Below are 22,118 nucleotides of genomic sequence, written 5' to 3'. Positions count from 1 at the left end.
CAGAGCGCGCGCTCCGGTGAAACACGTCGTCGCCAGACTCAGTCGCACCCGAGGCGGACGGAGAGCCGCACAGCTCACGAGAGGTGCACACATGCTTGATCAGGGCAACACGACGTTCGTGTTGGTCATGGCGGCGCTGGTGTTGTTCATGACACCCGGCCTGGCCTTCTTCTACGGCGGATTGGTGAAGGCCAAGTCCGTCATCAGCATGATGATGATGTCCTTCGGGGCCATCGCGCTGGTGAGCGTCCTCTGGGTGCTCTACGGCTACGCGATCGCCTTCGCGAACCACGGGGACAACACCGCGGTGACGGGCATCGTCGGCTTCTTCAGCATCGACTGGAACCTGCTCGGCCTCGGCCAGGCGTTCGAGGAGGCGCAGTCGTCGGACATCCAGGCGGCCTACCCGTCGATGGCCTTCGTCGGCTTCCAGGCCACGTTCGCGATCATCACCGTCGCGCTCATCTCCGGTGCCATCGCCGACCGCGCGAAGTTCGGTGCCTGGATGGTCTTCGCCGGCGTCTGGGTCACGGTCGTCTACTTCCCGGTCGCCTCGTGGGTCTTCAACCTGACCTCCGGCTGGGCCGCCACGTGGGGCGTCATCGACTTCGCCGGTGGCACCGCGGTGCACATCAACGCCGGTGCCGCGGGTCTCGCCCTGGCGCTCGTGCTCGGCAAGCGCGTCGGCTTCGCCAAGGGCGCGCACAAGCCGCACAACCCGCCCTTCGTGCTCCTCGGCGCGGCCATCCTCTGGTTCGGCTGGTTCGGCTTCAACGCCGGTTCCGAGGGTGCCGCCGACGGCATCGCCGCCATCGCCTGGGTGAACACGCTCGCCGCCCCGGCCGCCGCGATCCTCGGCTGGCTCCTCATCGAGAAGCTCAAGGACGGCAAGGCCACCTCCGTCGGTGCCGCCTCGGGTGCCGTGTCCGGCCTCGTGGCGATCACCCCGGCCTGCGCCGCGCTCACGCCGGGCTGGGGCATCGTCCTCGGCTTCCTCGCCGGCGTCGTCTGCTGCTTCGCCATCGACTGGAAGTACCGTCTCGGGTTCGACGACTCGCTCGACGTGGTCGGCGTGCACCTGGTCGGCGGTGTCTTCGGCACGCTGTTCCTCGGCTTCTTCGCCAACGACACCGGCCTCATCTACTCGGGATCGTTCGAGCAGCTCGGCAAGCAGGCGGCCGCGGCCCTCATCGTCGGCCTCTACTCGTTCGTCCTGGCCTTCGTGATCGGCTTCATCATCGAGAAGACGATCGGCTTCCGCGTCAAGACCGAGGACGAGGTCGCCGGCATCGACACCGCGGTCCACGGTGAAGAGGGCTACGTCCTCTACGACCAGGAGGACAGCAGCCCGGTCGGCGTGCGCTGACCGCTCCTGCCACACACGACGACGGCCCCCGCTCACTCGGAGCGGGGGCCGTCGTCGTGCGGCCGGTGGTCAGTGCGTGTCGGCACCGTCCTCGCGCGAGCCGGCCGGGGCCGCCTGGTCGTCGGTCTGGGTCCCGGTGGACGTGTCCCCGAGATCGTCGCCGCCACCGACGAGGGCGTCACCTCCGCGGGCGTCGTTCCCGAGCGCGGCGAGCGCGGACTGTTCCTGGTCCCCACGGTCCTCCAGGTCGAGTCCGGAACGGTCGTCCTCGGCACGTGGTTGCTCCTCGGCCGACCCGGAGTCGCCTGTGGTGGCGGCTTCGTGCTGCAGCGCTTCGCCGAGCTCGGTGTTGCCGCCCTCGCCGCCGTGGTCGTTCGGCATGGAAGTGGTCATCGTGGGTGTCCTCTCATCGGTGGTCCGAGGCTCCATCGGTAGTCGTCGAACCCTGGACCGGTGTGCGGAGCTACCAGGCGTAGTCCTCGGGGGACGTCCGGTGACCGGGGAAGAGATCGTCGAGGCGGTCGAGCGCGGCCTGGTCGAGCCGGACGTCGACGGCGCGGACCGCGGACTCCCACTGCTCCATCGTGCGCGGGCCGGTGATCGGCGCGGTGACGCCGGGCTGGTGCAGGAGCCAGGCCAGCGCGACCTCACCCGGTGTGTGCCCGAGCTCCTTCGCGAACGACTCGTACGCGGTCAGCTGGTCGCGGTGCGCGTCGACGTACTCGGCGCTGCGGCCGGAGAGGCGGCGCGAGCCGTTCTCGGTCTTCTCGATGACACCGCCGAGCAGGCCGCCCTGCAGCGGCGACCAGGGGATGACGCCGAGGCCGTAGTGCTGCGCGGCCGGCAGGACCTCACGCTCGACGTCCCGGACGACGAGGTTGTAGATCGACTGCTCGCTGACGAGGCCGAGGAAGTTCCGGTGCTGCGCCGCTTCCTGCGCCTGGGCGATGTGCCACCCGGCGAAGTTCGACGAGCCGACGTACAGGACCTTCCCCTGGCCGACTGCGATCTCCATCGCCTGCCAGATCTCGTCCCACGGGGTGTCCCGGTCGATGTGGTGCATCTGGTAGAGGTCGATGTGGTCGGTCTGCAGCCGCTGGAGCGACGCGTCGATCGACCGGCGGATGTTCAGCGCGCTCAGCTTGCCGCCGTTCGGCCAATCGGTCATCTCGCCGTACACCTTCGTGGCGAGCACCGTCTTGTCGCGTCGTCCGCCGCCCTTCGCGAACCACCGGCCGATGATCTCTTCGGTGGCGCCCTTGCCCACCGAGCCGCCGTACGCGTTGGCGGTGTCGAAGAAGTTGACGCCGAGCTCGTGCGCCCGGTCCATGATCGCGTGCGAGTCGTCCTCGCTGGTCTCCGGTCCGAAGTTCATCGTGCCGAGCACTGCCCGTGACACCGACAGGCCGGTCCGTCCGAGGTGTGTGTAGTCCATGACCCACGTCTACGCCCTCCCCTCCGGGCCCTGCCAGGCTCCGCCGAGTACCCGTGGGCATCCGGACGCCCACGTGACGAAGGAGCGACATGCCCGCCGATGACGACATCCCGAGCACCCTGCAGCGGTCGCCCGGACACGCGCAGGAGATCTACCGTGCTGCCCGGAAGTCGGCCGAGGCCGAGTACGGCGACGGACAGCGTGCCGGCCGGACGGCGTGGGCCGCGGTGAAGCACGAGTACGAGAAGGTCGGGGACCACTGGGAGGAGAAGGACACGGCCGGCCCGTCCGACTCCGGGGCAGCCGGGTCGCGGGGCGCCGGGACGACGGAGGAGGGCGTCGACGCGAACGCCTCGAAGGCGCACCTGCTCGACGTCGCGAAGCGCCTCGAGGTGAGGGGCCGCTCGAGGATGACGAAGGACGAGCTCGTCGACGCGATCAAGACGGCGAACCGCCGCGCGACGGCGAAGACGCGCGACTGACCGCGCCCACTCCATGCCGAGCCCGGCATGCGGCGTTGGACGACAGGCGTAGCGTACGGGTCGTGAACATCCCAGCACTTCGAGGCAGCCGGATCACCGGGTTCGGCCACCACCAGCCCGACCGGATCCTCACCAACGACGAACTGTCGACGATGGTCGACACGAACGACGAGTGGATCACGACACGCACCGGGATCAGGACCCGGCGCATCGCCGGCCCGGACGACAGCGTGACGTCGATGGCGACCGAGGCGGCGCGCAACGCCCTGGCGGACGCGGGCGTCTCGCCGACCGAGGTCGACCTGGTCGTGGTCGCGTCGACCACCCACCGGGACCGCTCGCCCTACACGGCCGGACGCGTGGCGGCAGCGCTCGGCATGTCGAACGGCCCGGCACCCGTCGACATCAACACCGCGTGCAGCGGGTTCGAGTACGCCATGGCGATCGCCGACCAGGCGATCCGCACCGGTTCCGCCGACACCGCGCTCGTCATCGGCTCCGAGACGCTGTCCCGCATCGCCGACTGGACCGACCGCTCGACCTGCGTGCTCGTCGGCGACGGCGCCGGCGCCGCGGTCGTGCAGGTCTCCGACGAGCCGCAGATCGGCCCGGTGTCGTGGGGGAGCGTGCCGCACCTGCAGGACGCCGTGCGCGTCACGCACGACCCCGAGGTCTTCCAGCAGGAGGGCCGCTCGATCTACCGGTGGGCGATCACCGAGGCCGAGGGGCACGCCCGCGCGGTCGTCGAGCGGGCCGGCCTGACCCTCGACGACATCGGGGTCTTCGCCTTCCACCAGGCCAACCTGCGCATCATCGAGCCGCTCGTCACGGCGCTCGGCGGCGAGGGCAAGTACGTCGTCCGCGACGTCGTCGAGTCCGGCAACACCTCCGCGGCGAGCGTCCCGCTCGGCCTGTCGAAGGCGTGGCACCGCGGCGAGCTGCCCGAGGGGGTCCCGGCGCTGCTGTTCGGGTTCGGCGGGGGCTTCGCGCACGCCGGCCAGGTGGTCACCACGCCGGTCCGCCGCCGCTGACCGCGGTCGCCCGAGGCGACCCCACGACGGACGGGAGGCCCGCCACCACCCGGTGGAGAGCCTCCCGTCCGTCGTCCGCGTCAGCGGTCGAGCCTGCGCTGCTGCCGCTTGCTCAGTGGCTTCTCGCTCAGCGGCTTCTCGCTCAGCGGCTTCTCGCTCAATGGCTTCGCGGACTCCGCGGTCCCGATCGGCGTGGCGTCGACCACGACCGAGAAGTGGGCGGGCGGCGGGCCGAAGGCGCTGCGCGACGACTGGACCACCTTGCGACCGAGCGCGTGGTTGCCGAGGCCACCCACGACGGCCCCGATCCCGAACGGGATGGCCCGGCCGAGGACGGACGTGCCCTGGCGGGTGAGGAAGCGCTTGACGAACGTGTTGCGGAGCTTGCCGCCGATGCCGCTGACCGCCTGCTTCGGCAACGACGAGGTGACGAGTTCACCCCAGAACGCCGAGCGACCCTGTCCGCCGCGGGCCTGGCCGGCGAGCTGTTGGACGAGCTGCGTGCCGGGGGCACCGAGCATCATCGCCATGACGAGGGCACGGGCGCGCTCCGGGTCCTCGACGGTGATGCCGTGGACCTCGGTGACGGACTGCGCGAAGAGCGCGCTGGCCTCGAGGAACCCGACGGTCTCGGCGCCGCTCAGGCCGAGGCTCGCGATCATGCCGACGCCGGGGATGACGGCGCTCGCACCGACGGCCGCGCCGCCGGAGGTCACGGCGGCCAGGTACTGGCGCTCGAGGATCTCGATGACCTGGGCGGGGGTGGCGTCGGGATGCCGACGACGGACACGGTTGACGTGGGCGACGACGACGGGCCGCTGCACCGAGATCGCCCGGTCCAGCCAGGAGGCCCAGCCCGAGGTGTCGTCGGGCTGCACGCGCTGACCGTCGGCGGACGGAGCACTCTGGACGGGTGCGGGGGGCATCGGCACGATCGCGTCGTGGCCCTTGGAGGTGCGGGACATGCCGACGACGCTACGCGCGGCGTGCTCGGAGCGGCCGTGACCGGCCGTTCTCCGGAGGGTCAGCTGTGCGCGAGTTCCGCCCGGATCGGCAGGTCCTGGTCCTCGAGGATGAACTGCGCGCCGACGCCGGTGCGGGCGTTGACGACGACCGGGGCGAGCAGGTTGACGGTGGTGCCGGCCGCGTCCGGGTTGGCGACGACGAGGAGCATGGCCTCTTCCGCGCGCTCGAGGCCGATGCGCTCGGCCTGGTCGTCCGCGAGCACGGGTGCGTAGTCGGGCAGGTGCACGGCGGCGTCGAGCAGGTACAGGCGGGGGTCGGTGACACCGGAGTCCGTCGTGCCGGTGCCCACCAGCGTGAACAGGCCGTCGGCGCCGTCGACGGGGACGAGCGCGAAGGACCGCAGCGGCTCGAGGCCGAACGGGGCGACGGGGAAGGTGAGGTCGATGTTCATCGGAGGTAGTCCATCAGGGTCGGCTGCAGGACCTTCGCGGTGACGGCGAGGGCTGCCTGGTAGTTGGTGCTCTGGACCTGCAGGTCGAGGACGGCCTGCGCGAGCGCCTTGTCCTCGACGCCGGAGCGACGTCCCTCGAGCGTGGTGGACAGCGTCTTCAGGGCGTCCTGCGCGGAGAGCGCCGCTGCGTGCCGGACGCCGACGTCCGCCTGTGCTCCGCGGACGGCGGTCTGCGCTGCATCGATCTCGTTGAGTCTCGGGTTCACGTTCGTCCCTGCCTGCAGGTCGGCGACGATGTCGTCGAGGAGCGCGAAGACCGAGCCGTCGCCGGTCCCGAAGACGGCGCTGCCGTCGGTGTCGACGCGGACCTCGTCCCCGGTGCCGACCGTGCGGGTGACGCTCGTGGCCGACGAGCCGGCCCAGGTGGTGTCCGGCGCGTACGCGGCCGCGGCGGGGGAGGACCCGGCGAAGACCGAGCGGGTGCCGTACTTCGTGTTCGCCGAGCTGAGCAAATCGGCCTTGAGCCCCTGCAGCTCCTTGACGAACGCGTCGCGCGCCGCCGGGTTCAGCGTCGCGTCGTTGGCGGCCTGCACGGTGAGGTCCCGGACCTTGCCGAGCACGTTCGACACGTCGGCGAGGGTGCTGTCCGTCGTGGCGAGCCAGCCGACGGCGTCGTCCGCGTTCCGGGCGTGCTGGGCGGCCTGCGCCTGCTCCTTGCGCACCTGCATCGCGGTCGCGGTGCCGGCGGGGTCGTCGGACGGCTTGCGGATCGCCTTAAGCGTCGTCGCCTGGTCGGTCAGGTCGGCGACCTTCGCGGCTCCGGCCTGCAGCCGCGACTGCGCGGCGGCCATGGTCATCTGGGTGGTCACACGGGTGATCACGGTCAGCTCCTCCCGACGAGGCCGAGGCGGTTGATGATGGTGTCGAGCATCTCGTCGACGGCGGTGAGGACGCGCGCCGCGCCCTGGTAGGCGTGCTGGTACGCCAGCAGGGAGACGTTCTCCTCGTCCATGTCCACGCCGGCGCTCGACTGCTGTTGCGTGCGCGCGTTGGTCAGGGCGAGCCCGGTGAGCGTCGCCTCCGACGTGGCCGTCCGGGAGGCGCTGCCCACGCCCGTCACGAAGGTCGCCCAGGTGGTGTCGGGGCCGCCGGCACGGGTGCCGACGGCCGCGATGGCCGTCAGCACAGACGCGTCGAACTGGCCGGTGGCGCTCCGGGTGGCCAGCCCACTCGCATCCGTCGGGACGACGGACAGTCCCTGGGCCGCGGGGACACCGGCGGCGAGGGCGAAGAACGGGGCGCCGGTCGCGCCCGTGGGGGTCGTGCCCGTGGTGTGCAGGGCGTTCACCGACGTCGCGACGTCGGTGGCGACGGCGTCGTACGCGGCGGCGGCCTCGGCGAGGGCGCCACCGGTCCGCGAACCGTTCGCCGGCGCGAGCAGCGACAAGCCGCCAGCGATCGACCCGCCGTCGAGCGCCACCGGACCGCCGGAACCGCCGAGCCAGGTCAGGGACGGTCCACCCGATCCAGCGCGCACGTCCGCGAGGGTGCCGCCACCGGTGATGGCGACGGCACGCGCCGAGGTTCCCTGTACCAGCGCGTTCCCGCCGAGGACGACGTCGACCGTCCCGTCACCGTTGTCCCGGACGGCGGCGCCGGTCAGCGTCGCGATCGACTCGGTGAGCTGGTCGCGTCGGTCGAGCAGTTCGTTCGCGTTGCCGCCCGAAGCGACCGTCGACCGGATCTGGCCGTTGAGGTCGGCGACCTGTACCGCTGCGTCGTTGAGCTGCGTGACCTGCGTGGCGACGGTCGACCGCGTCGCGGACCACTGCGCGTCGACGCTCGCCGAGCCGGCGGACAGCGCGGTGGCGACGGTCTTCGCGGCACCGAGCAGCGCGCTGGCGGCGCCCGGGTCGTCGATGTGGGTCGCGAGGTCGCTCCAGGCGGACCAGAGGCCGTCGAGCTTCGCCGCGAGCCCGTCGGCGCCCGGCTCGTGCAGACCGGTCTCGAGCTGGTCGAGGGCGGTCGCTCGGGTGTCGGCGTACGCCGCGGCACCGGCGGAGAACCGCACGCGGGTGTCGAGGGTCGCGGTCGCGAGCCGGGCGATGGCGTCGACCGAGACACCCTGTCCCGCGAGGGCAGCGGTGCCGCGGAGGAAGCCCGTCTGTGCCGGTGCGCCGACCTCGCTCTGCACGATGCGCTGTCGGGTGTAACCGGTCGTCCCCGCGTTCGCGATGTTCTGCCCGGTGACGTCGAGTCCGGCGCGGGCTGCCGCGAGTCCCGAGTAAGCGGTCTGCAGCGATCCGAAGGTGCTCACCATGGTCACAGGTTCCCGTCGAACAGGCGGGCGCCGTCCGGGTTCGCGCCGGAGGACCCGGTCGCGTCGTACGTGTCCGCGTCGGCGACGGTCCCCGCGAGCGTCTCCTGCGTGGCCTGCGCGGCGATGCGGAGGAAGCGGTCGTTCTCGTCGCGCAGTGCGCCGATCCGGGTGGTCAGCTCGAGCATGGCGGCGAGGTGGGAGGCGAGGATCTCGCTCCAGGGTCCGGACGGTGCGGCGGCGACGACCTCGCGCAGCGGTGCGTCCGAGGAGACGCCCCACTCCTCGGCGACGGCGGCGCTCTGGGCGCTGCGCTCGAGACCGGTCGTGCGGAGGCGGTCGAGGACCTGCTCGACCTCGCGGCTGGCGTGCGACACCCAGCGGGAACGCCCGGCGGCGAGGATGAGCTGCTCCTCCTCGAGCTTGAACGTGAGCAACTCGAGCAGCTCGCGTTCACGCCACAGGACGGCGGACAGGTCGTTCACGCTCATCAGCCCCCTCCGGGATCGGTCGACCGCCCGTTGCGGTCTCCAGGGGTTATCGACCCGGGAGACCCCGGCGTAAGCACGGCGGCCCCGGTCCTCCGATCGGGGGACACCGCCGCTCCGGGTCCGCAGAACGGCGGACTGCGGTCCAAGCCCCTCACCCCCGCACTGGGTACGGACAGACCCTCGTTCAGCCCCTGCGCAGCCGATAGGTTCGGAAGCAGCACCGGGGGACAACCTCCAGGTCGCGCCCAGGGCGCGGGTGCACCGCGAGGACGGATCCCCGCGGTTCTTCGACGTACTCCGGCGGTCCCGACGCCGGTGCTCGTCATGCCCACGGACGGGTCAGCCGAACCAGGACGACCAGGGGAACACCATGGACCGGAACGCACGCAACGCGATGATCGTCGAGCACCTGCCGCTCGTCGGCTACATCGTCGCCGAGACCTGCGCACGCGCGACCCACCTCAGCCGCGACGACCTCGCGCAGGTCGGCTCCGTGGCCCTCGTGCAGGCGGCCGACGCGTTCGACCCGACCCTCGGTGTGCCGTTCGGCGCCTACGCCCGGACCCGGATCACCGGCGCGATCGCCGACGACCTGCGCGCCGGCGACTGGGCCAGCCGCGGCACGCGCAAGCGCATCCGCGAGACGCTCGCCACACAGGAGGCCCTCTCCGCGGGTCTCGGCCGGAGCGTCACCCCGCAGGAGATCGCCGACGCGATGGGCGTCGACCGGCAGACGGCGGTGGACGCGCTCAGCGACGCGGCACGGACGATCACCCCGATCGACGAGACCGTGCACGACACGATCGCCGCCGACCTGCCGCTGCCGGGCGAGGACCTGCTCGAGGCCGAGAAGCGTCGGTACCTCCGCGCCGCCGTCCTGGCGCTGCCGGACCGCATGCGGCTCATCGTCGAGGCCGTCTACTTCGGAGACCGCACCGTCACCGACGTCGCCACCGAGCTCGGCATCACGCACTCCGCCGTCTCGCAGCAGCGGTCCGAGGCGATGCGACTGCTCCGCGACGGCCTGGCTGCGCACTACGGCGACGACGGGGCCGCTCCCGAGCCCGCCTCGCGCACCACGGCGGCACGACGGAGCGCCTACCTCGCCCGTGTCGCCACGAACGCCGCCGCCGGGGTCGCCCGCGCGGTGCAGGACGCCGCACCGATCGGTCGGGTCGCGGCGAGTTGACCGTCCGGCGGTCCGACGAGCGGGAAATCGTCCGACGGATCGTCTAACGCCTCCGGCCGACCGGCCGAGAGGAGCACTTGTCAGCCCACGGACGGGCTGACGATCGGCCCAGTTTCACGGAGGAACACACCATGGGTATGTCCATCAACACCAACCTCTCGGCACTCAACACGTACCGGAACCTCAACGCGACGCAGAACGACCTGTCGAAGTCCCTCGAGAAGCTCTCGACCGGTCTCCGCATCAACCGCGCCGCCGACGACGCTTCGGGCCTGACGATCTCCGAGGGGCTCAAGTCGCAGGTCGGTGGCCTCACGGTCGCCGCCCGCAACGCGCAGGACGGCATCTCCGTCGTGCAGACCGCTGAAGGTGGCCTCACCGAGACCCACTCGATCCTCCAGCGCATGCGCGACCTGGCCGTCCAGGCTGGCAACGACTCGAACAACGAGACGTCGCGTGAAGCCATCAAGACCGAGGTCGGGCAGCTCCAGAAGGAGCTCGGCCGCATCGCGGACTCGACGAACTTCAACGGCATCAAGCTGCTCGACGGCAAGGCGTCGACGACGGCTGCCGACACGGGCACCGGCACGCTGACCTTCCAGGTTGGCGCCAACGGTGACGACTCGAGCAAGATCGAGGTCGACCTCTCCAAGGCGAACGTCAAGTCGATGGCGACGCGCCTCACGGTCGACGAGTCCGCTGCGGGTGCTGACGATGCAGCGCTCAAGTTCGACACGAACGCGAACGCGCAGCTCTCGATCGCGGCGATCGACGCCGAGATCAAGAACGTGTCCGAGGCTCGCTCGAACATCGGTGCCATCCAGAACCGCTTCGACCACGCCATCAACGTGACGAACGTGGCCAAGGAGAACCTCACCGCGGCGCAGTCCCGCATCACCGACGTCGACATGGCGCAGGAGATGGTGAAGTACACGCGCGACAACATCCTCAGCCAGGCCGGCACGTCGATGCTCGCGCAGGCGAACCAGAGCACGCAGGGCGTCCTGTCGCTGCTCCGCTAGTCGCATCGGTCGCCACCACCGAGGAGCCGTTCGGGTGCTCCTCGGTGGTGGCGCCCACCCCCTCGGACTGACCGCGGTCGGTCCGCCACCACCACGATCCGACGACCGCCGGGGAGCCCGCGATGTCCACCACGTCCGCGACGGGCACCTCGCTCGCGATCGACGGTCTGGTCTCCGGTCTGAAGACCTCGGACCTCATCAACTCGCTGATGAGCATCGAGCAGGTCCCGCAGAACCTGCTCAAGGCGAAGGTCACCACGACCAACTCGTTCATCTCGTCGTTGCAGACGATCAACTCGCTCGTGCAGTCCCTCGCGACGAAGGCCTCGGCCGCCGCGAAGGCGGACTCCCTCGACGTCTACACGGCGTCGTCGAGCGCCACGAACGCCACCGTCTCCACGGGCGCGACCGCCGCACCCGGGTCGGTCTCGTTCACGGTCGGCCAGACCGCCGCCGCACAGGTGGGCGTCACCGCCGCGATGTCGTCCTGGGGGGACACCGCGTCGCCGCTGACGTTCACGAAGCCCGACGGCACGACCACGACGGTGACGCCGAAGACCGGGTCGCTCGACGACACCGTGTCGGCGATCAACGCCTCCGCTGCCGGGGTCACCGCGACGAAGGTCGCCGCCGGGACCGACGCCGCCGGCACGAAGCTCTACCGGCTGCAGCTGAGCAGCACCGCGACCGGAGCGGCCAACGGCTTCACCCTGCACCGGGGGACGGCTGCCGACGTCGCGGCCGGGACCGCGACGGACATCCTCGCCGAGACCGGCGCGGCCGTCGTGACGCGGGCGTCCGACGCGTCCGTCACGCTGTGGGCCGGCACCGCCGCGGCCCAGACCGTGACGAGCGCCACGAACGCCTTCGCCGACCTGCTGCCCGGCGTCAGTGTCACCGTCTCGAAGGCCTCGACCGACCCGGTCACGGTCACCGTGGCGCGGGACTCCGCCAAGGCGCAGGCGGTCGCGTCCGGGCTCGTCGACGCGTTGAACGCCGTCACGTCCTACTACGCGTCGAACACCGGTGTCACGAGCACCACCAGCCCCACGAGCGGGACGACCAGCACCACCGCCGGCGTCCTGCTCGGTGACGGCACCACACGGTCCGCGGTGCAGCGTCTGACGTCCGCGATGTCGACCCCGGTCCACGGGAAGTCCCCGTCCTCGATCGGCATCGTCATCACGAAGGACGGCGACTTCGAGTTCGACGCCGACGCCTTCCAGAAGGCCCTCGCCGCCGACCCCGCCGGGACCCAGAGCATGCTCTCGGGTGTGGCGAAGACCGTGGCGGACGCCGCAACCGCAGCCAGCGACAAGTACACCGGCTCCATCACCACCGCGATCACCGGCAAGCAGTCCGTGGTCAAGGACCTCACCACGCAGATCGAATCGTGGACCGACCGCCTGACGATGCGTCGGGCGACGCTGCAGAACCAGTACGCGGCGCTCGAGACGAGCCTCAGCAAGCTGCAGTCTCAGTCGAGCTGGCTCGCCGGGCAGCTCGCGTCGATGTCCGCGAACTGAGCCGCAGGAGAACCGACATGAACGCCTACGACCTCAGCGGTGCGGCCGCCTTCCGCCAGGCAGCGGCACCGCGCTCGATGACCGAGCAGCGTCGCGCCCAGTACACGAACGAAGCCGTCCTGTCGGCCACCCCGGCCCAGCTCGTCACGATGCTCTACGACCGGCTGCTGCTCGACCTGCACCGCGCCGAGACCGCGCAGGTGGCGTCCGACTGGGACACCGCCCGAGACCAGCTGATGCACGCGCAGGCGATCGTGGGGGAGCTGTCCTCCACGCTGAAGGTCGACGTGTGGGACGGCGGCGAGGGACTGCTCGCGCTCTACAACTACGCGTCGACCTCGCTCATCACCGCGAACGTGCACCGCGACGTCCAGGCGACGCGTGACTGCATCCGGATCCTCGAGCCGCTCCGGCAGGCCTGGCACGACGCTGCCGCTTCGCTGCCGGCGACCCCGGCCGCGCCGCAGCACACCGCCGGCGGGGCCCTCGGTGTCGCCTGAGCCCGGCCCCCACGACGCGGGTCCGCTCGACGCGGGTCCGATCGACGCGGGCCCGCCGGCCGCAGGCGACGGATCGCACGCCCGCTGGGAAGCGGTGCTCGACGCCCTCGAGTCGTCGCTCGACGGCGACGACGCCGACGAGCCGTGGACCGAGCCGACCGGGCTGGGACCGGTCCCGCGCGACCTGGTGGGTCGGGCCTCCCGGCTGCTCGCCGCACAGCGCGACCGCATCTCCGCCGTCGAGGACGCCCGCCGGACCACCCTCGACCACCTCGGCGCGCTCCGCGCCGTCGACGCCACGCGCCTGCCGTCCGGCTCCGTCTACTTGGACGCCAGCGCCTGACGCACCCGTCGGCCCCCCGTTCGGGGCGACGGCTTACACGGCTCGTCGGCCCCGCCGATAGGCCACCACGAGCACGGATCGCTCGACAACCGGCCACGGATCGGCCACCACCGCTTCGGCGACGTCCCTCGTGACGACGCCCGACGAGGGGACCCCTCCGTGTTCGACTCCGTGACGTCGGCTGCGCTGCAGAGCGCGCTCGACGGCCTCTCGATGCGCCAGCGTGTGATCGCGGACAACATCGCGAACATCAACACGACCGGGTACCGGGCGCAGAAGGTCCGGTTCGAGGACGCGCTCGCGCAGAGCATCGTCGACGGGGACGGCCACACCGCGCCGTCCGTCGCCCGGAGCCTCGAGCCGACGAACACGAACGGGAACAACGTCAACCTCGACGAGGAGACGCTCTCGAACGTCGACACCGTGCTCCGGTACCAGTTCGCCACGCAGGCCGTCGGCGGCGAGGCCACCAGCCTCCGCACGGCGATGCGGACCAACTCGTGACTACGTTCGACGCGATCGGCATCGCGAGCACCGGCATGACCGTGCACCGGAAGTGGCTCGACGCGATCTCGGACAACATCGCGAACGTCAACACCGTCCGGTCGATGGACGACGCCGCGTTCCAGGCCCGGTACGTGGAGGTCCAGGAGGGCAACGGCGTCTCCGGCGCCTACGTCAAGGGCGCCGCGTTCGGCAGCGCCGCCGGTCGCGTGACCTACGACCCGGACAACCCGCTCGCGAACGCCGAAGGGTACGTCCGCATGCCGGACATCGACCTCGGCACGCAGATGGCGGACCTCATCATGGCCCAGCGCGGCTACCAGGCGAACGCCGCTGTGGTCGACCGTGCCAAGACCGCCTACGAGGCGGCACTGCAGATCGGGAAGAACTGATGCCCATCGACGCCGTGAACGGTGTGACCACCAACGCGATGACGAACGCCGTGACCCGTGCGTCCGGCACCACGAGCGACAGCGGCGACGCCTTCGCCGCGAGCCTCGGCTCCGCCGTCGACGGCCTGCAGCAGCTGCAGAGCGACTCGAAGACGCTCGCGCTCAAGGCCGTCACCGGGAACCTCGAGGACATCCACGACGCCACGATCGCGTCCACCCGTGCGCAGGTCACCCTCGAACTCGTCGCCGCCGTCCGCAACAAGGGCGTCGACGCGTTCAACGAGATCATGCGGATGCAGGCCTGATGCCCGCCGGGGTGCAGGGCGTGCTCGGCCGACTCGGCGCGTACGTCAAGGGGTTCACCGCCGCGCAGCGGACCATCGCGATCATCGGTGTGGCCGCCCTCGTGCTCGGGGGCGTCGCGCTCGCGTCCTGGCTCGGCAAGCCGTCCTACGCGCCGCTGTTCACCGGGCTCGCCGCGGCGGACGCCAGCTCGATCACCGACCAGCTGACGACCGACGGCGTCCCGTACCAGCTCACCGACGGTGGCGCGACGATCCTCGTGCCGCAGGCGAAGGTGTACGGCGAACGACTCAAGGCCGCGTCGAACGGGCTGCCGTCGTCGAACGAGGGCGGCTACTCGCTGCTCGACGACATGGGCGTGACGAGCTCGGAGTTCCAGCAGGACGTCACCTACAAGCGCGCCATCGAGGGCGAACTCGCGAAGACGATCTCGGCGATGGACGGCGTGCAGACCGCCAGCGTGCAGCTCGCGATCCCGGAGAAGTCCGTGTTCGTGGACGAGGAGGAGGACCCGACGGCGTCGGTGTTCGTCGCCACGAAGAACGGCGCACAGCTCGGGTCCGACCAGGTCCAGGCGATCGTGCACCTGACCAGCGCCGCCGTCGAGGGCATGCAGCCGACCGACGTCTCCGTCGTCGACCAGAAGGGGCAGACCCTGTCCGCCGTCGGCACCGGCGCCACCGGCTCGGGCACCGACCAGGCCGCCGACTACGACGCCGCCACGAGCAAGAAGATCCAGGACCTGCTCGACACCACGCTCGGTGCGGGCAACGCCAGCGTCGTGGTGGCCGCCACGATGAGCGACAACTCCGGCACCCGCACGACCGAGTCCTACACGACGCCGACGACCGGTCCGGTGGCGCTCAACGAGTCCTCCACCAAGGAGGAGTACGGCGCGGGCGCCGGTGCCGGCGCGAACGCCACGGGCGTGCTCGGACCCGACAACATCGCCGTCCCGAACGGCACCGCCGACGGCGCGGCCGGCATGGACGACGGGTACCAGAACGAGTCCGCGACGAAGAACAACGCCGTCGACAAGACCACCGAGACGACCCAGATCCCCGCCGGGGCGATGGACCGCCAGACCATCTCGGTCGCGCTCAACTCGAAGGCCGAGTCCGTGCAGGGCGTCAACCTGCAGAGCATCAACGACCTCGTCGCGAACGCAGCCGGGGTCGACGCCGCCCGCGGCGACCAGGTGAAGGTCGCGGTGATGGACTTCGACACGAGCGCCGCCGACGACGCGGCGAAGGCGCTCGAGGCCCAGCAGCAGGCGGAGGAGCAGGAGGCCCTGTGGTCGGCGATCCGCACCGCCGGCATCGTGGTCGGCATCGTCCTGGCCCTCGTCGCCCTGATGGTGTTCCTCGCCCGCCGGAGCCGCCGACAGCAGCGCGAACAGGTCGACATCGGCGAACTCGACGCGTTCGGTGATGCCTTCCAGCTGCCCCTCGCGGTCGAACCGGCCGAGCACCGCAGCGGGCTCGACGCCGGCGACGCGCCCACCGTGGCGCTGCAGGCCCTGCCGGTCGAGGACGCCCCGACCGAGGTCCTCACCACCGACGAGATCACCGCCGAACGTCGCCGTCAGGACATCGCCGCCCTCGCCGAGCGTGACCCGAAGCGCACGGCCGAGCTCCTCCGCGGGCTGCTCGACGACCGGGCGTCCGTGTGAGCGCCGTCGTCCCCGCGCCCGGCACCGACCGTCAGCTGACGGGTGCGCAGAAGGTGGCGCTCATCCTCATGCAGATGGAGACCGAGCGCGCAGCCGAGGTGATGAAGCAGTTCTCCGAGCTCGAAGCCGAGGAGATCTCCGCCGAGATCGTCCGGATGCGCCGGGTCGACGACGAGACCGTCGACCGCACCCTCGGCGAGTTCCACCGCCTCACCCGCACCGGTCGCACCAGCCGCCGGGGTGGCAAGGAGACCGCACTCGGGCTGCTCGAGGCGTCCTTCGGCGCCGAGCGCGCTGCGGGCGTGATGGACCGGCTCGCGTCGAACCTGGCCGGTCAGTCGTTCGAGTTCCTCGACGACGCCGAGCCCGGCCAGGTGATCGCCCTGCTCGAGGGCGAGCTGCCCCAGACGATCGCCCTCGTGCTCGCGCACCTCAAGCCGGCCCAGGCCAGCGCGGTCCTCGCCGGCGTCGACGAGCGCGTCCGCACCGACGTCGCGCAGGCCTTCGCCACGATGGGCACCGCCACCCCGGAGTCGGTCGGCATCGTCGCGGGCGTGCTCCGTGCGCGTGCCGGTGCCGTCGTCTCGCCGCGCGAGAGCGTCGAGGTCGTCGGCGGTATCGCACCGCTGGTCGAGATCATCAACCGCTCGGACGTCGCCACCGAGAAGGCCGTGCTCGACGGCCTGGAGGCCCGTGACCCGGAACTCGCCGAGGACATCCGTTCGCGGATGCTCACCTTCGAGGACATCGTCAAGCTCGAGTCGCGCGACATCCAGCAGGTGCTCCGCGGCATCGACTCGAAGATCCTCGCGACCGCCATGAAGGGCGCGTCCGCCCCGGTCGTCGAGACGATCCGCGCGAACGTGTCCGAGCGCAACCGCGAGCTGCTGGACGACGAGCTGCAGTCGATGGGCCCGGTCCGGGTGTCGCAGGTCGAGGAGGCCCGCGCCGAGGTCGTCCGGTCCGTCCGCGAACTCGAGGCCCAGGGCGTCATCACGGTCCACCGCGCCGAGGAGGACGAGCTCGTTGACTGACCGTTTCGCCCCGGTCGCGTTCCCGGTCATCACGGACGCAGCGCTCACCCGTCGCGCCGCGAGCGCCGACGTCCGCGGGCACGCCGCCGGGTACGCCGCCGGACTCCGGGCCGCGCAGGTCGAGACCGACGCGCTCCGGGCCCGGATGACAGCTGAGCACGAAGCCAGGGCCGCGGCCCTCGACGCCGTCGTCGCCGAGCGGATCGCCGTCCTCGACCGTGCGGCGGCTGCGCTGCAGGCCAGGGTCGCGCCGGTGCTCGCCGCCGCCGAGGAGTCGGTCGCCCGCGCGGCCGTCGACCTGGCCGAGGCCGTCGTGGGGTCGGCGATCCGGGCCTCCCGTCCGGACGGCGACGGGCCGGGGCCGTCGGGGCGTCGCGCCGCGTCCGCCGAGGAGACCGTCCGCCGCGCCCTCGCCGCCGTCGACGGTGCCGTGGCGACGGCGGTGCGGCTCAGCCCGGGCGACGCCGACGTGCTCGACGGACTGCCACTGCCGGTCCCGGTGGTCGCCGACCCGGCACTGCGCGACGGCGACGCCGTCGTCGACCTGCCGGACGGGATCCTCGACGCGCGCATCGGTGCCGCCCTCGACCGTGCCCGTACCGCGCTGGGAGGCCTCCGGTGACGGCGGCGACCCTGCTCCGGCCGCGCGGCCTCGACGCCGCGGTCGCCGCGGCGCGCCCCCAGCGCGTCGGCACCGTGACGAGCGCGGTCGGTCTCGGACTGACGATCGCCGGGCTCGATGCCCGCGTCGGCGAGGTCGTCACGGTCGGCGCCGAGGGTGCCGAGCAGACCGCCGTCGAGGTCGTCGCGACCGACGCGTCCGGTGTGCGCTGCATGCCCCTCGGACGACTCACCGGCATCACCGCGGGGACCCCGGCACGGTCCACCGGGCAGCCCGTGCTCGTCCCGACCGGTACCGGCCTGTTCGGGCGTGTGCTCGACGGACTCGGCCGACCGATCGACGACCGTGGGCCGCTCGCCGCCGAGTCCTGGGTGCCGCTCGATCACGACACCCCGAACGCGATGGCACGCACCCGCATCGACACGCCGCTGCAGCTCGGTGTCCGGGTGCTCGACACGCTCACGACCGTCGGCCGCGGGCAGCGCATGGGGCTCTTCGCGGGTTCCGGCGTCGGCAAGTCCTCGCTGCTGTCGATGATCGCGCGGGGGAGCGACGCGGCCGTGAACGTCATCGCCCTCGTCGGTGAGCGCGGGCGCGAGGTGCGCGAGTTCCTCGAGGACGACCTCGGCGCGGAGGGGCTCGCGCGGTCGATCGTCGTCGTGTCGACGTCCGACGAGCCGGCCCTCATGCGCCTGCGTGCGGCGTTCGTCGCCACGCGCATCGCCGAGTCGTTCCGCGACGCCGGCCAGGACGTCGTCCTCATGATGGACTCGCTCACCCGCGTCGCGATGGCGCAGCGCGAGATCGGGCTGTCCGTCGGGGAACCCCCGGCCACCCGGGGTTACCCGCCGTCGACGTTCTCGGTGCTCGCCGGGCTGCTCGAACGCGCCGGGACGGACCGGGTCGGCAGCGTCACCGGGCTCTACACCGTGCTCGTGGACGGTGACGACCACAACGAACCGATCGCCGACGCCGCGCGCAGCATCCTCGACGGGCACGTCGTCCTCGACCGCAAGCTCGCGGTGACCGGTCACTTCCCCTCCGTCGACGCGCTCGGGTCGATCTCGCGCGTGGCCTCGAAGGTGACGACGCCCGAGCAGCGGGCCGTCGCGACGACCCTGCGGAAGGTGATGGCGGCGCGTCGGAGTGCGCAGGACCTGCTCGACGTCGGTGCCTACCAGCGGGGCACGAACCCGCTCGTCGACGCCGCGGTGGACCACCAGGACGCGATCGACGCCTTCCTCCGGCAGGGCATGGCCGAGCGGGTCACGGCCACGGGCTCGTGGGAGCGTCTGGCCGGACTCGTCCGCACCCTCGGTGTCGCGGGAGGTGTCTCCTGATGCAGCGCCGCTTCCCGCTCGCCGGGCTCCTCCGCCTGCGGCACGCCGAACAGGACCGCGCCGCAGCGTCCCTCGCCGACGCGAACGGTCGGGTGCGCGACGCCGCCGACGCCCGGATGGCAGCCCGCCGGACCCTCGACGACGAGCCCCGGACGATCTCCGACGCCGCGACCCTCAGCGCCGTCGCATCGGCTCGCGCCGCGACCAGGGGCATGCTCGAGGAGCTCGACGCCGTCGTCCGCTCCCGTCGCGCCGACGCCGAGCGCGCCCAGGACACCTACAACGCCGCACGCCGCTCCGCCCTCGGGCTGGAGAAGCTCGAGGGGCAGCACGCGACCCGTGTCGCCGCCGAGGACCTGCGCACCGAACAGACCGCGCTCGACGAGATCGCCGCGCGACGTCGCACCGAGGGGGGACACCGATGAGCATCGACGCCGTGCTGTCGCGGATCAGCGAGATCCGCAGCCAGATCGACACGCTACAGGGGCGCTCGACCGCCTCGACCGCGGCGGGTCCGGCCACGTCGTCACCGTCGTCCGCCGCCTTCGCCGACGCACTGGCGACCGCGACCGGGACCGGTGCCTCGTCCGCGACGGCCGCGACCGCGGCGGCGGCCGGCGCCGGTCCGTCGGCGTTCGCGACCCCCGCGACCTCCGTCGACGCCGGCCGCGGCACGATCGCGACGGGCAGCGGCGCGACCGGGGACGACGTCGTCGCGGCCGCGAAGAAGTACCTCGGCGTCCCGTACGTGTTCGGTGGCGAGACCCGAGCCGGCATGGACTGCTCCGGCCTGGTGCAGACGGTGTTCAAGGACCTCGGCGTCACGATGCCCCGCGTCGTGCCGGACCAGGCCGACATGGGCGTCGCCGTGCCCTCGCTCGCGCAGGCGCAGCCCGGCGACCTCATCATCCCGAAGGGCGAAGGACACATCGTCATCTACCTCGGTGACGGCAAGGTGCTGCACGCACCCCGCCCCGGCAAGGACGTCCGGATCGTCGACAACTGGTACTCGGAGGGCGACATCGCCACCATCCGCCGCATCGTGCCCTCCGCCCAGGAGGCGGCAGCCACCGCCGCCACGAAGGTCGCCTCGACCGTCGGTGCAGCGGGCGCGACGAGCACGACCGACCTGCAGACCGCGGCACTCAAGTCGCTGCTCGCCGCCGGGAGCGCCGCGTGAACGCCGTCACCGCGCCGCCGTCCGGCACCCCGCGGAGCGTCGACGCGAACCGCGGCCCGGCGGGTGGTCCCGTCGCGGTGGACAGCGGCCCCACCGGGTTCGGTGCGGCGCTGTCCGCCGCCACCGCGCTCCTGCCGACGGGCACGCCCGCCGCGCCCACTCGCGTCAGCGACCCCGGAGCCGACCCGACCGCGGCGGCGGTGGCCCGGTCCCTGCTCGGCTCGGTGGTCGAGCAACCGGCTGGCCGGACGTCAACCGGCGGCCCCTCGGCTGTCGAGACGCCGGCGGAGGGCGACCCCGCGACGCTCGTCGATCCCGACCCCGCTGCCGTCGACGCGACCCTGGTCGTCGCTGCCGTCACGGGCCCGGGCGCGACGACGACCGAGGCGACACCGGGCCTGCAGGGATCCTGGACCACCGTCGGGGGAGCGACGTCGACCACCACGGAGACCGGTCCGGCAGCGCACGCGGGCGACGGCCTCCACGCTGGTCCGGGCACCGACGAGGGCTCGGGCGTCACCGGGAGCTCGACGCGCGCCGACGACGGCACCCCCACGGCGACCCCGGCCGAGCCGTCCGGCGGTGCCGCCGCGGGTCCCACCGCCTCGGTCACGGCTCCGGGGCCGGTGTCCGCCGCCGGAGCGTCGACCGTCCCCGTCCTCGGAGGCGCCACCGCCCGAGCGACGGAGCCGACCGCCGGCACCGCCTCGGCCGTGACGCAGGAGGAGGCCACTCGGACTGCCACCGGTGGTGCGGTCGGCGCACCGGCGTCACCCGTCGGCTCCGGGCTGCCGGCAGCACACACCGCCGACGCCGGCCGCACTCCCGCGCTGCCGGTGACCGGAGCCACGCCGACGACCGGGACGGCCGGCACCGCCCCGCCCGTCCACGGACCCTCGGGGACGGCGATCGACCAGAGCGGGCCGGGCCTCCCGGTCGTGACGGCGCAGGACGCACCCACCGTGCTGGCCGTGCCCGCGGCCGCCGCGACGAACACCACCGCGGCCACCGCGGCCCCGTCCGCCGCGCCGGACGGCAGCGCACCGACGGCGCAGCCGCTCACCCAGCAGCTCGCGCGCCCGCTGTTCTCACTCGCCGCCGCCGGGCCCGGCGAGCACGTCGTGACCGTCCAGCTCAGCCCCGACGCCCTCGGCCCGGTCACCGTCCGCGCTCACGTCGGCGGGCACGGGATGCACGTCGAGCTGTTCGCCGCCTCCGACGCGGGGCGCGACGCGGTGCGGCAGATCCTGCCGGACCTCCGTCGCGACGCCGCCGGTGGCACGACCCTCGACCTGTCCGCCCAGAACCGGCCGAGCGGCGAGCCGGCGGACGGCGGCCCGCGGGACGGCCGCCAGGGCGCTCGTGCGGACGCCGTCCGCGGCGACGCCGGTCTGCCCGGCCGGGAGGCCCGACCCGTCACCGCCACCGAGCAGCCGTCCGCCTCGACCACCGTCCGCACCGCGGGACTCGACGTCCTCGCCTGACCGGCCACCACGACAAGGAACGCAACCATGCCACTCGACGGGATCACCGGGTCCGTGGACCCCGCTGCCCAGGCCGCCGCCCTCGCCGCGAACGCGGCGTCGTCGCGGTCGCAGACGATGGACTCCGAGGTCTTCATGAAGCTCCTCGTGACGCAGCTCCGCAACCAGGACCCGTCGTCGCCGATGGACACGAACCAGATGATCAGCCAGCAGACGCAGCTCGCGATGATGGAGCAGATCACCAACCAGACCACGACGGCCAACGAGGGCTTCTCGCTGCAGATGCGCATGGCCGCCGCGAACCTCGTCGGGAAGCAGGTCAGCTACACCGACGCCACCTCGGGCAAGGCCGTCACCGGGACCGCGACCGCGGTGTCCTACGCCGAGAGCGTGCCGACCGTGACCGTGAACGGGAAGGAGGTCGATCTCGACGTGATCTCCGGTATCTCCACCACCTCCGGTTCCTGA

26 protein-coding genes are annotated in these 22,118 nt (G+C 72.3%); 19 read left to right on the top strand and 7 right to left on the bottom strand.

What is annotated here, in order from left to right; genetic code table 11:
* Positions 1–91 precede the first annotated feature (91 nt).
* Positions 92–1,366, top strand: a complete 1,275-nt coding sequence (locus DEI83_RS02370) for an ammonium transporter (protein ID WP_111080205.1) — start codon at positions 92–94, stop codon at positions 1,364–1,366.
* 69 nt (positions 1,367–1,435) lie between these two features.
* Here the strand turns inward: DEI83_RS02370 and DEI83_RS02365 are convergent, their stop codons facing one another.
* Together DEI83_RS02365 and DEI83_RS02360 are read right to left on the bottom strand one after the other, a co-directional pair.
* Positions 1,436–1,759, bottom strand: a complete 324-nt coding sequence (locus DEI83_RS02365) for a hypothetical protein (RefSeq protein ID WP_146241526.1) — start codon at positions 1,757–1,759, stop codon at positions 1,436–1,438.
* A gap of 70 nt (positions 1,760–1,829) precedes the next feature.
* Entirely contained in the window at positions 1,830–2,801 is a 972-nt protein-coding gene (locus DEI83_RS02360; protein WP_111080203.1) for an aldo/keto reductase, read from the bottom strand.
* An 89-nt stretch (positions 2,802–2,890) separates the two neighbouring features.
* Between DEI83_RS02360 and DEI83_RS02355 the strand changes: the two genes are divergently transcribed.
* Entirely contained in the window at positions 2,891–3,283 is a 393-nt protein-coding gene (locus tag DEI83_RS02355) for a ChaB family protein (protein ID WP_111080202.1), read from the top strand.
* A gap of 62 nt (positions 3,284–3,345) precedes the next feature.
* Positions 3,346–4,314: a beta-ketoacyl-ACP synthase 3 gene (locus DEI83_RS02350; protein ID WP_111080201.1), complete on the top strand. Its 969-nt coding sequence runs from the start codon at positions 3,346–3,348 to the stop codon at positions 4,312–4,314.
* Positions 4,315–4,394: 80 nt separating this feature from the next.
* Here DEI83_RS02350 and DEI83_RS02345 read toward each other — a convergent pair whose 3' ends face one another.
* The 5 genes from DEI83_RS02345 to DEI83_RS02325 are packed head-to-tail and all read right to left on the bottom strand — an operon-like array spanning position 4,395 to position 8,539.
* Positions 4,395–5,279: a hypothetical protein gene (locus DEI83_RS02345; protein ID WP_181431039.1), complete on the bottom strand. Its 885-nt coding sequence runs from the start codon at positions 5,277–5,279 to the stop codon at positions 4,395–4,397.
* Positions 5,280–5,338: 59 nt separating this feature from the next.
* A complete protein-coding gene (gene fliW / locus DEI83_RS02340) occupies positions 5,339–5,731 on the bottom strand; it encodes a flagellar assembly protein FliW (protein WP_111051984.1) in 393 nt (130 codons plus the stop codon).
* Complete coding sequence (flgL, locus tag DEI83_RS02335; RefSeq protein ID WP_111080200.1) at positions 5,728–6,612, bottom strand: flagellar hook-associated protein FlgL; 885 nt, start codon at positions 6,610–6,612, stop codon at positions 5,728–5,730. The genes fliW and flgL overlap by 4 nt, the downstream gene beginning before the upstream one ends.
* Before the next feature lie 2 nt (positions 6,613–6,614).
* The gene (gene flgK / locus DEI83_RS02330; RefSeq protein ID WP_181431038.1) at positions 6,615–8,051 is read right to left on the bottom strand and encodes a flagellar hook-associated protein FlgK; all 1,437 of its coding nucleotides are present in this window, start codon (positions 8,049–8,051) and stop codon (positions 6,615–6,617) included.
* Positions 8,052–8,053: 2 nt separating this feature from the next.
* Positions 8,054–8,539 (bottom strand): flagellar protein FlgN, encoded by a 486-nt coding sequence (locus tag DEI83_RS02325; protein ID WP_111051982.1) that lies wholly within the window; start codon positions 8,537–8,539, stop codon positions 8,054–8,056.
* Positions 8,540–8,909: 370 nt separating this feature from the next.
* Here DEI83_RS02325 and DEI83_RS02320 point away from each other — a divergent pair, with 370 nt between their 5' ends.
* The 16 genes from DEI83_RS02320 (at position 8,910) to DEI83_RS02245 (ending at position 22,118) form a co-directional block, all read left to right on the top strand.
* Positions 8,910–9,728 (top strand): sigma-70 family RNA polymerase sigma factor, encoded by an 819-nt coding sequence (locus DEI83_RS02320; RefSeq protein WP_111051981.1) that lies wholly within the window; start codon positions 8,910–8,912, stop codon positions 9,726–9,728.
* A gap of 131 nt (positions 9,729–9,859) precedes the next feature.
* Complete coding sequence (locus DEI83_RS02315) at positions 9,860–10,750, top strand: flagellin (RefSeq protein ID WP_111051980.1); 891 nt, start codon at positions 9,860–9,862, stop codon at positions 10,748–10,750.
* Positions 10,751–10,872: 122 nt separating this feature from the next.
* Complete coding sequence (gene fliD / locus DEI83_RS02310) at positions 10,873–12,276, top strand: flagellar filament capping protein FliD (protein WP_111080199.1); 1,404 nt, start codon at positions 10,873–10,875, stop codon at positions 12,274–12,276.
* A 17-nt stretch (positions 12,277–12,293) separates the two neighbouring features.
* Entirely contained in the window at positions 12,294–12,776 is a 483-nt protein-coding gene (fliS, locus tag DEI83_RS02305; RefSeq protein ID WP_111080198.1) for a flagellar export chaperone FliS, read from the top strand.
* Positions 12,766–13,119: a hypothetical protein gene (locus DEI83_RS02300; protein ID WP_111080197.1), complete on the top strand. Its 354-nt coding sequence runs from the start codon at positions 12,766–12,768 to the stop codon at positions 13,117–13,119. Before fliS ends, DEI83_RS02300 begins: the two co-directional genes overlap by 11 nt.
* A 159-nt stretch (positions 13,120–13,278) precedes the next feature.
* Complete coding sequence (locus DEI83_RS02295; RefSeq protein ID WP_111080196.1) at positions 13,279–13,623, top strand: flagellar basal body protein; 345 nt, start codon at positions 13,279–13,281, stop codon at positions 13,621–13,623.
* Positions 13,620–14,015 (top strand): flagellar basal body rod protein FlgC, encoded by a 396-nt coding sequence (locus DEI83_RS02290; RefSeq protein ID WP_258371018.1) that lies wholly within the window; start codon positions 13,620–13,622, stop codon positions 14,013–14,015. The genes DEI83_RS02295 and DEI83_RS02290 overlap by 4 nt, the downstream gene beginning before the upstream one ends.
* A complete protein-coding gene (gene fliE, locus DEI83_RS02285) occupies positions 14,015–14,320 on the top strand; it encodes a flagellar hook-basal body complex protein FliE (protein ID WP_111080195.1) in 306 nt (101 codons plus the stop codon). Before DEI83_RS02290 ends, fliE begins: the two co-directional genes overlap by 1 nt.
* Positions 14,320–15,990, top strand: a complete 1,671-nt coding sequence (gene fliF / locus DEI83_RS02280; protein ID WP_111080194.1) for a flagellar basal-body MS-ring/collar protein FliF — start codon at positions 14,320–14,322, stop codon at positions 15,988–15,990. Before fliE ends, fliF begins: the two co-directional genes overlap by 1 nt.
* Positions 15,987–17,024 (top strand): flagellar motor switch protein FliG, encoded by a 1,038-nt coding sequence (fliG, locus tag DEI83_RS02275; RefSeq protein ID WP_111080193.1) that lies wholly within the window; start codon positions 15,987–15,989, stop codon positions 17,022–17,024. Before fliF ends, fliG begins: the two co-directional genes overlap by 4 nt.
* The gene (locus tag DEI83_RS02270; protein ID WP_111080192.1) at positions 17,017–17,646 is read left to right on the top strand and encodes a hypothetical protein; all 630 of its coding nucleotides are present in this window, start codon (positions 17,017–17,019) and stop codon (positions 17,644–17,646) included. The genes fliG and DEI83_RS02270 overlap by 8 nt, the downstream gene beginning before the upstream one ends.
* Positions 17,643–18,986 (top strand): FliI/YscN family ATPase, encoded by a 1,344-nt coding sequence (locus tag DEI83_RS02265; RefSeq protein ID WP_111080191.1) that lies wholly within the window; start codon positions 17,643–17,645, stop codon positions 18,984–18,986. Before DEI83_RS02270 ends, DEI83_RS02265 begins: the two co-directional genes overlap by 4 nt.
* The gene (locus tag DEI83_RS02260) at positions 18,986–19,411 is read left to right on the top strand and encodes a flagellar FliJ family protein (protein ID WP_111080190.1); all 426 of its coding nucleotides are present in this window, start codon (positions 18,986–18,988) and stop codon (positions 19,409–19,411) included. Before DEI83_RS02265 ends, DEI83_RS02260 begins: the two co-directional genes overlap by 1 nt.
* On the top strand, positions 19,408–20,166 hold the full coding sequence (locus tag DEI83_RS16320; protein ID WP_111080189.1) for a C40 family peptidase: 759 nt from the start codon (positions 19,408–19,410) through the stop codon (positions 20,164–20,166). The genes DEI83_RS02260 and DEI83_RS16320 overlap by 4 nt, the downstream gene beginning before the upstream one ends.
* Complete coding sequence (locus DEI83_RS02250) at positions 20,163–21,650, top strand: flagellar hook-length control protein FliK (RefSeq protein WP_111080188.1); 1,488 nt, start codon at positions 20,163–20,165, stop codon at positions 21,648–21,650. Before DEI83_RS16320 ends, DEI83_RS02250 begins: the two co-directional genes overlap by 4 nt.
* A 27-nt stretch (positions 21,651–21,677) precedes the next feature.
* Entirely contained in the window at positions 21,678–22,118 is a 441-nt protein-coding gene (locus DEI83_RS02245) for a flagellar hook assembly protein FlgD (protein WP_111080187.1), read from the top strand.

It is taken from the genome of Curtobacterium sp. MCBD17_021 (assembly GCF_003234525.1).
In the GTDB taxonomy this organism is placed as follows: domain Bacteria; phylum Actinomycetota; class Actinomycetes; order Actinomycetales; family Microbacteriaceae; genus Curtobacterium.
This window is presented reverse-complemented; position numbering and strand designations above follow the sequence as displayed.

What these genes read in the sequence shown, in the direction of transcription:
- flgK (WP_181431038.1), bottom strand. Translation starts at nt 8,051, where the DNA reads ATGGTGAGCACCTTCGGATCGCTGCAGACCGCTTACTCGGGACTCGCG.
- DEI83_RS02355 (WP_111080202.1), top strand. Translation starts at nt 2,891, where the DNA reads ATGCCCGCCGATGACGACATCCCGAGCACCCTGCAGCGGTCGCCCGGA.
- fliS (WP_111080198.1), top strand. Translation starts at nt 12,294, where the DNA reads ATGAACGCCTACGACCTCAGCGGTGCGGCCGCCTTCCGCCAGGCAGCG.
- fliW (WP_111051984.1), bottom strand. Translation starts at nt 5,731, where the DNA reads ATGAACATCGACCTCACCTTCCCCGTCGCCCCGTTCGGCCTCGAGCCG.
- fliF (WP_111080194.1), top strand. Translation starts at nt 14,320, where the DNA reads ATGCCCGCCGGGGTGCAGGGCGTGCTCGGCCGACTCGGCGCGTACGTC.
- DEI83_RS16320 (WP_111080189.1), top strand. Translation starts at nt 19,408, where the DNA reads ATGAGCATCGACGCCGTGCTGTCGCGGATCAGCGAGATCCGCAGCCAG.
- DEI83_RS02365 (WP_146241526.1), bottom strand. Translation starts at nt 1,759, where the DNA reads ATGACCACTTCCATGCCGAACGACCACGGCGGCGAGGGCGGCAACACC.
- DEI83_RS02370 (WP_111080205.1), top strand. Translation starts at nt 92, where the DNA reads ATGCTTGATCAGGGCAACACGACGTTCGTGTTGGTCATGGCGGCGCTG.
- DEI83_RS02325 (WP_111051982.1), bottom strand. Translation starts at nt 8,539, where the DNA reads ATGAGCGTGAACGACCTGTCCGCCGTCCTGTGGCGTGAACGCGAGCTG.
- DEI83_RS02360 (WP_111080203.1), bottom strand. Translation starts at nt 2,801, where the DNA reads ATGGACTACACACACCTCGGACGGACCGGCCTGTCGGTGTCACGGGCA.
- DEI83_RS02260 (WP_111080190.1), top strand. Translation starts at nt 18,986, where the DNA reads ATGCAGCGCCGCTTCCCGCTCGCCGGGCTCCTCCGCCTGCGGCACGCC.
- fliE (WP_111080195.1), top strand. Translation starts at nt 14,015, where the DNA reads ATGCCCATCGACGCCGTGAACGGTGTGACCACCAACGCGATGACGAAC.
- DEI83_RS02315 (WP_111051980.1), top strand. Translation starts at nt 9,860, where the DNA reads ATGGGTATGTCCATCAACACCAACCTCTCGGCACTCAACACGTACCGG.
- fliD (WP_111080199.1), top strand. Translation starts at nt 10,873, where the DNA reads ATGTCCACCACGTCCGCGACGGGCACCTCGCTCGCGATCGACGGTCTG.
- DEI83_RS02345 (WP_181431039.1), bottom strand. Translation starts at nt 5,279, where the DNA reads ATGTCCCGCACCTCCAAGGGCCACGACGCGATCGTGCCGATGCCCCCC.
- DEI83_RS02245 (WP_111080187.1), top strand. Translation starts at nt 21,678, where the DNA reads ATGCCACTCGACGGGATCACCGGGTCCGTGGACCCCGCTGCCCAGGCC.
- DEI83_RS02320 (WP_111051981.1), top strand. Translation starts at nt 8,910, where the DNA reads ATGGACCGGAACGCACGCAACGCGATGATCGTCGAGCACCTGCCGCTC.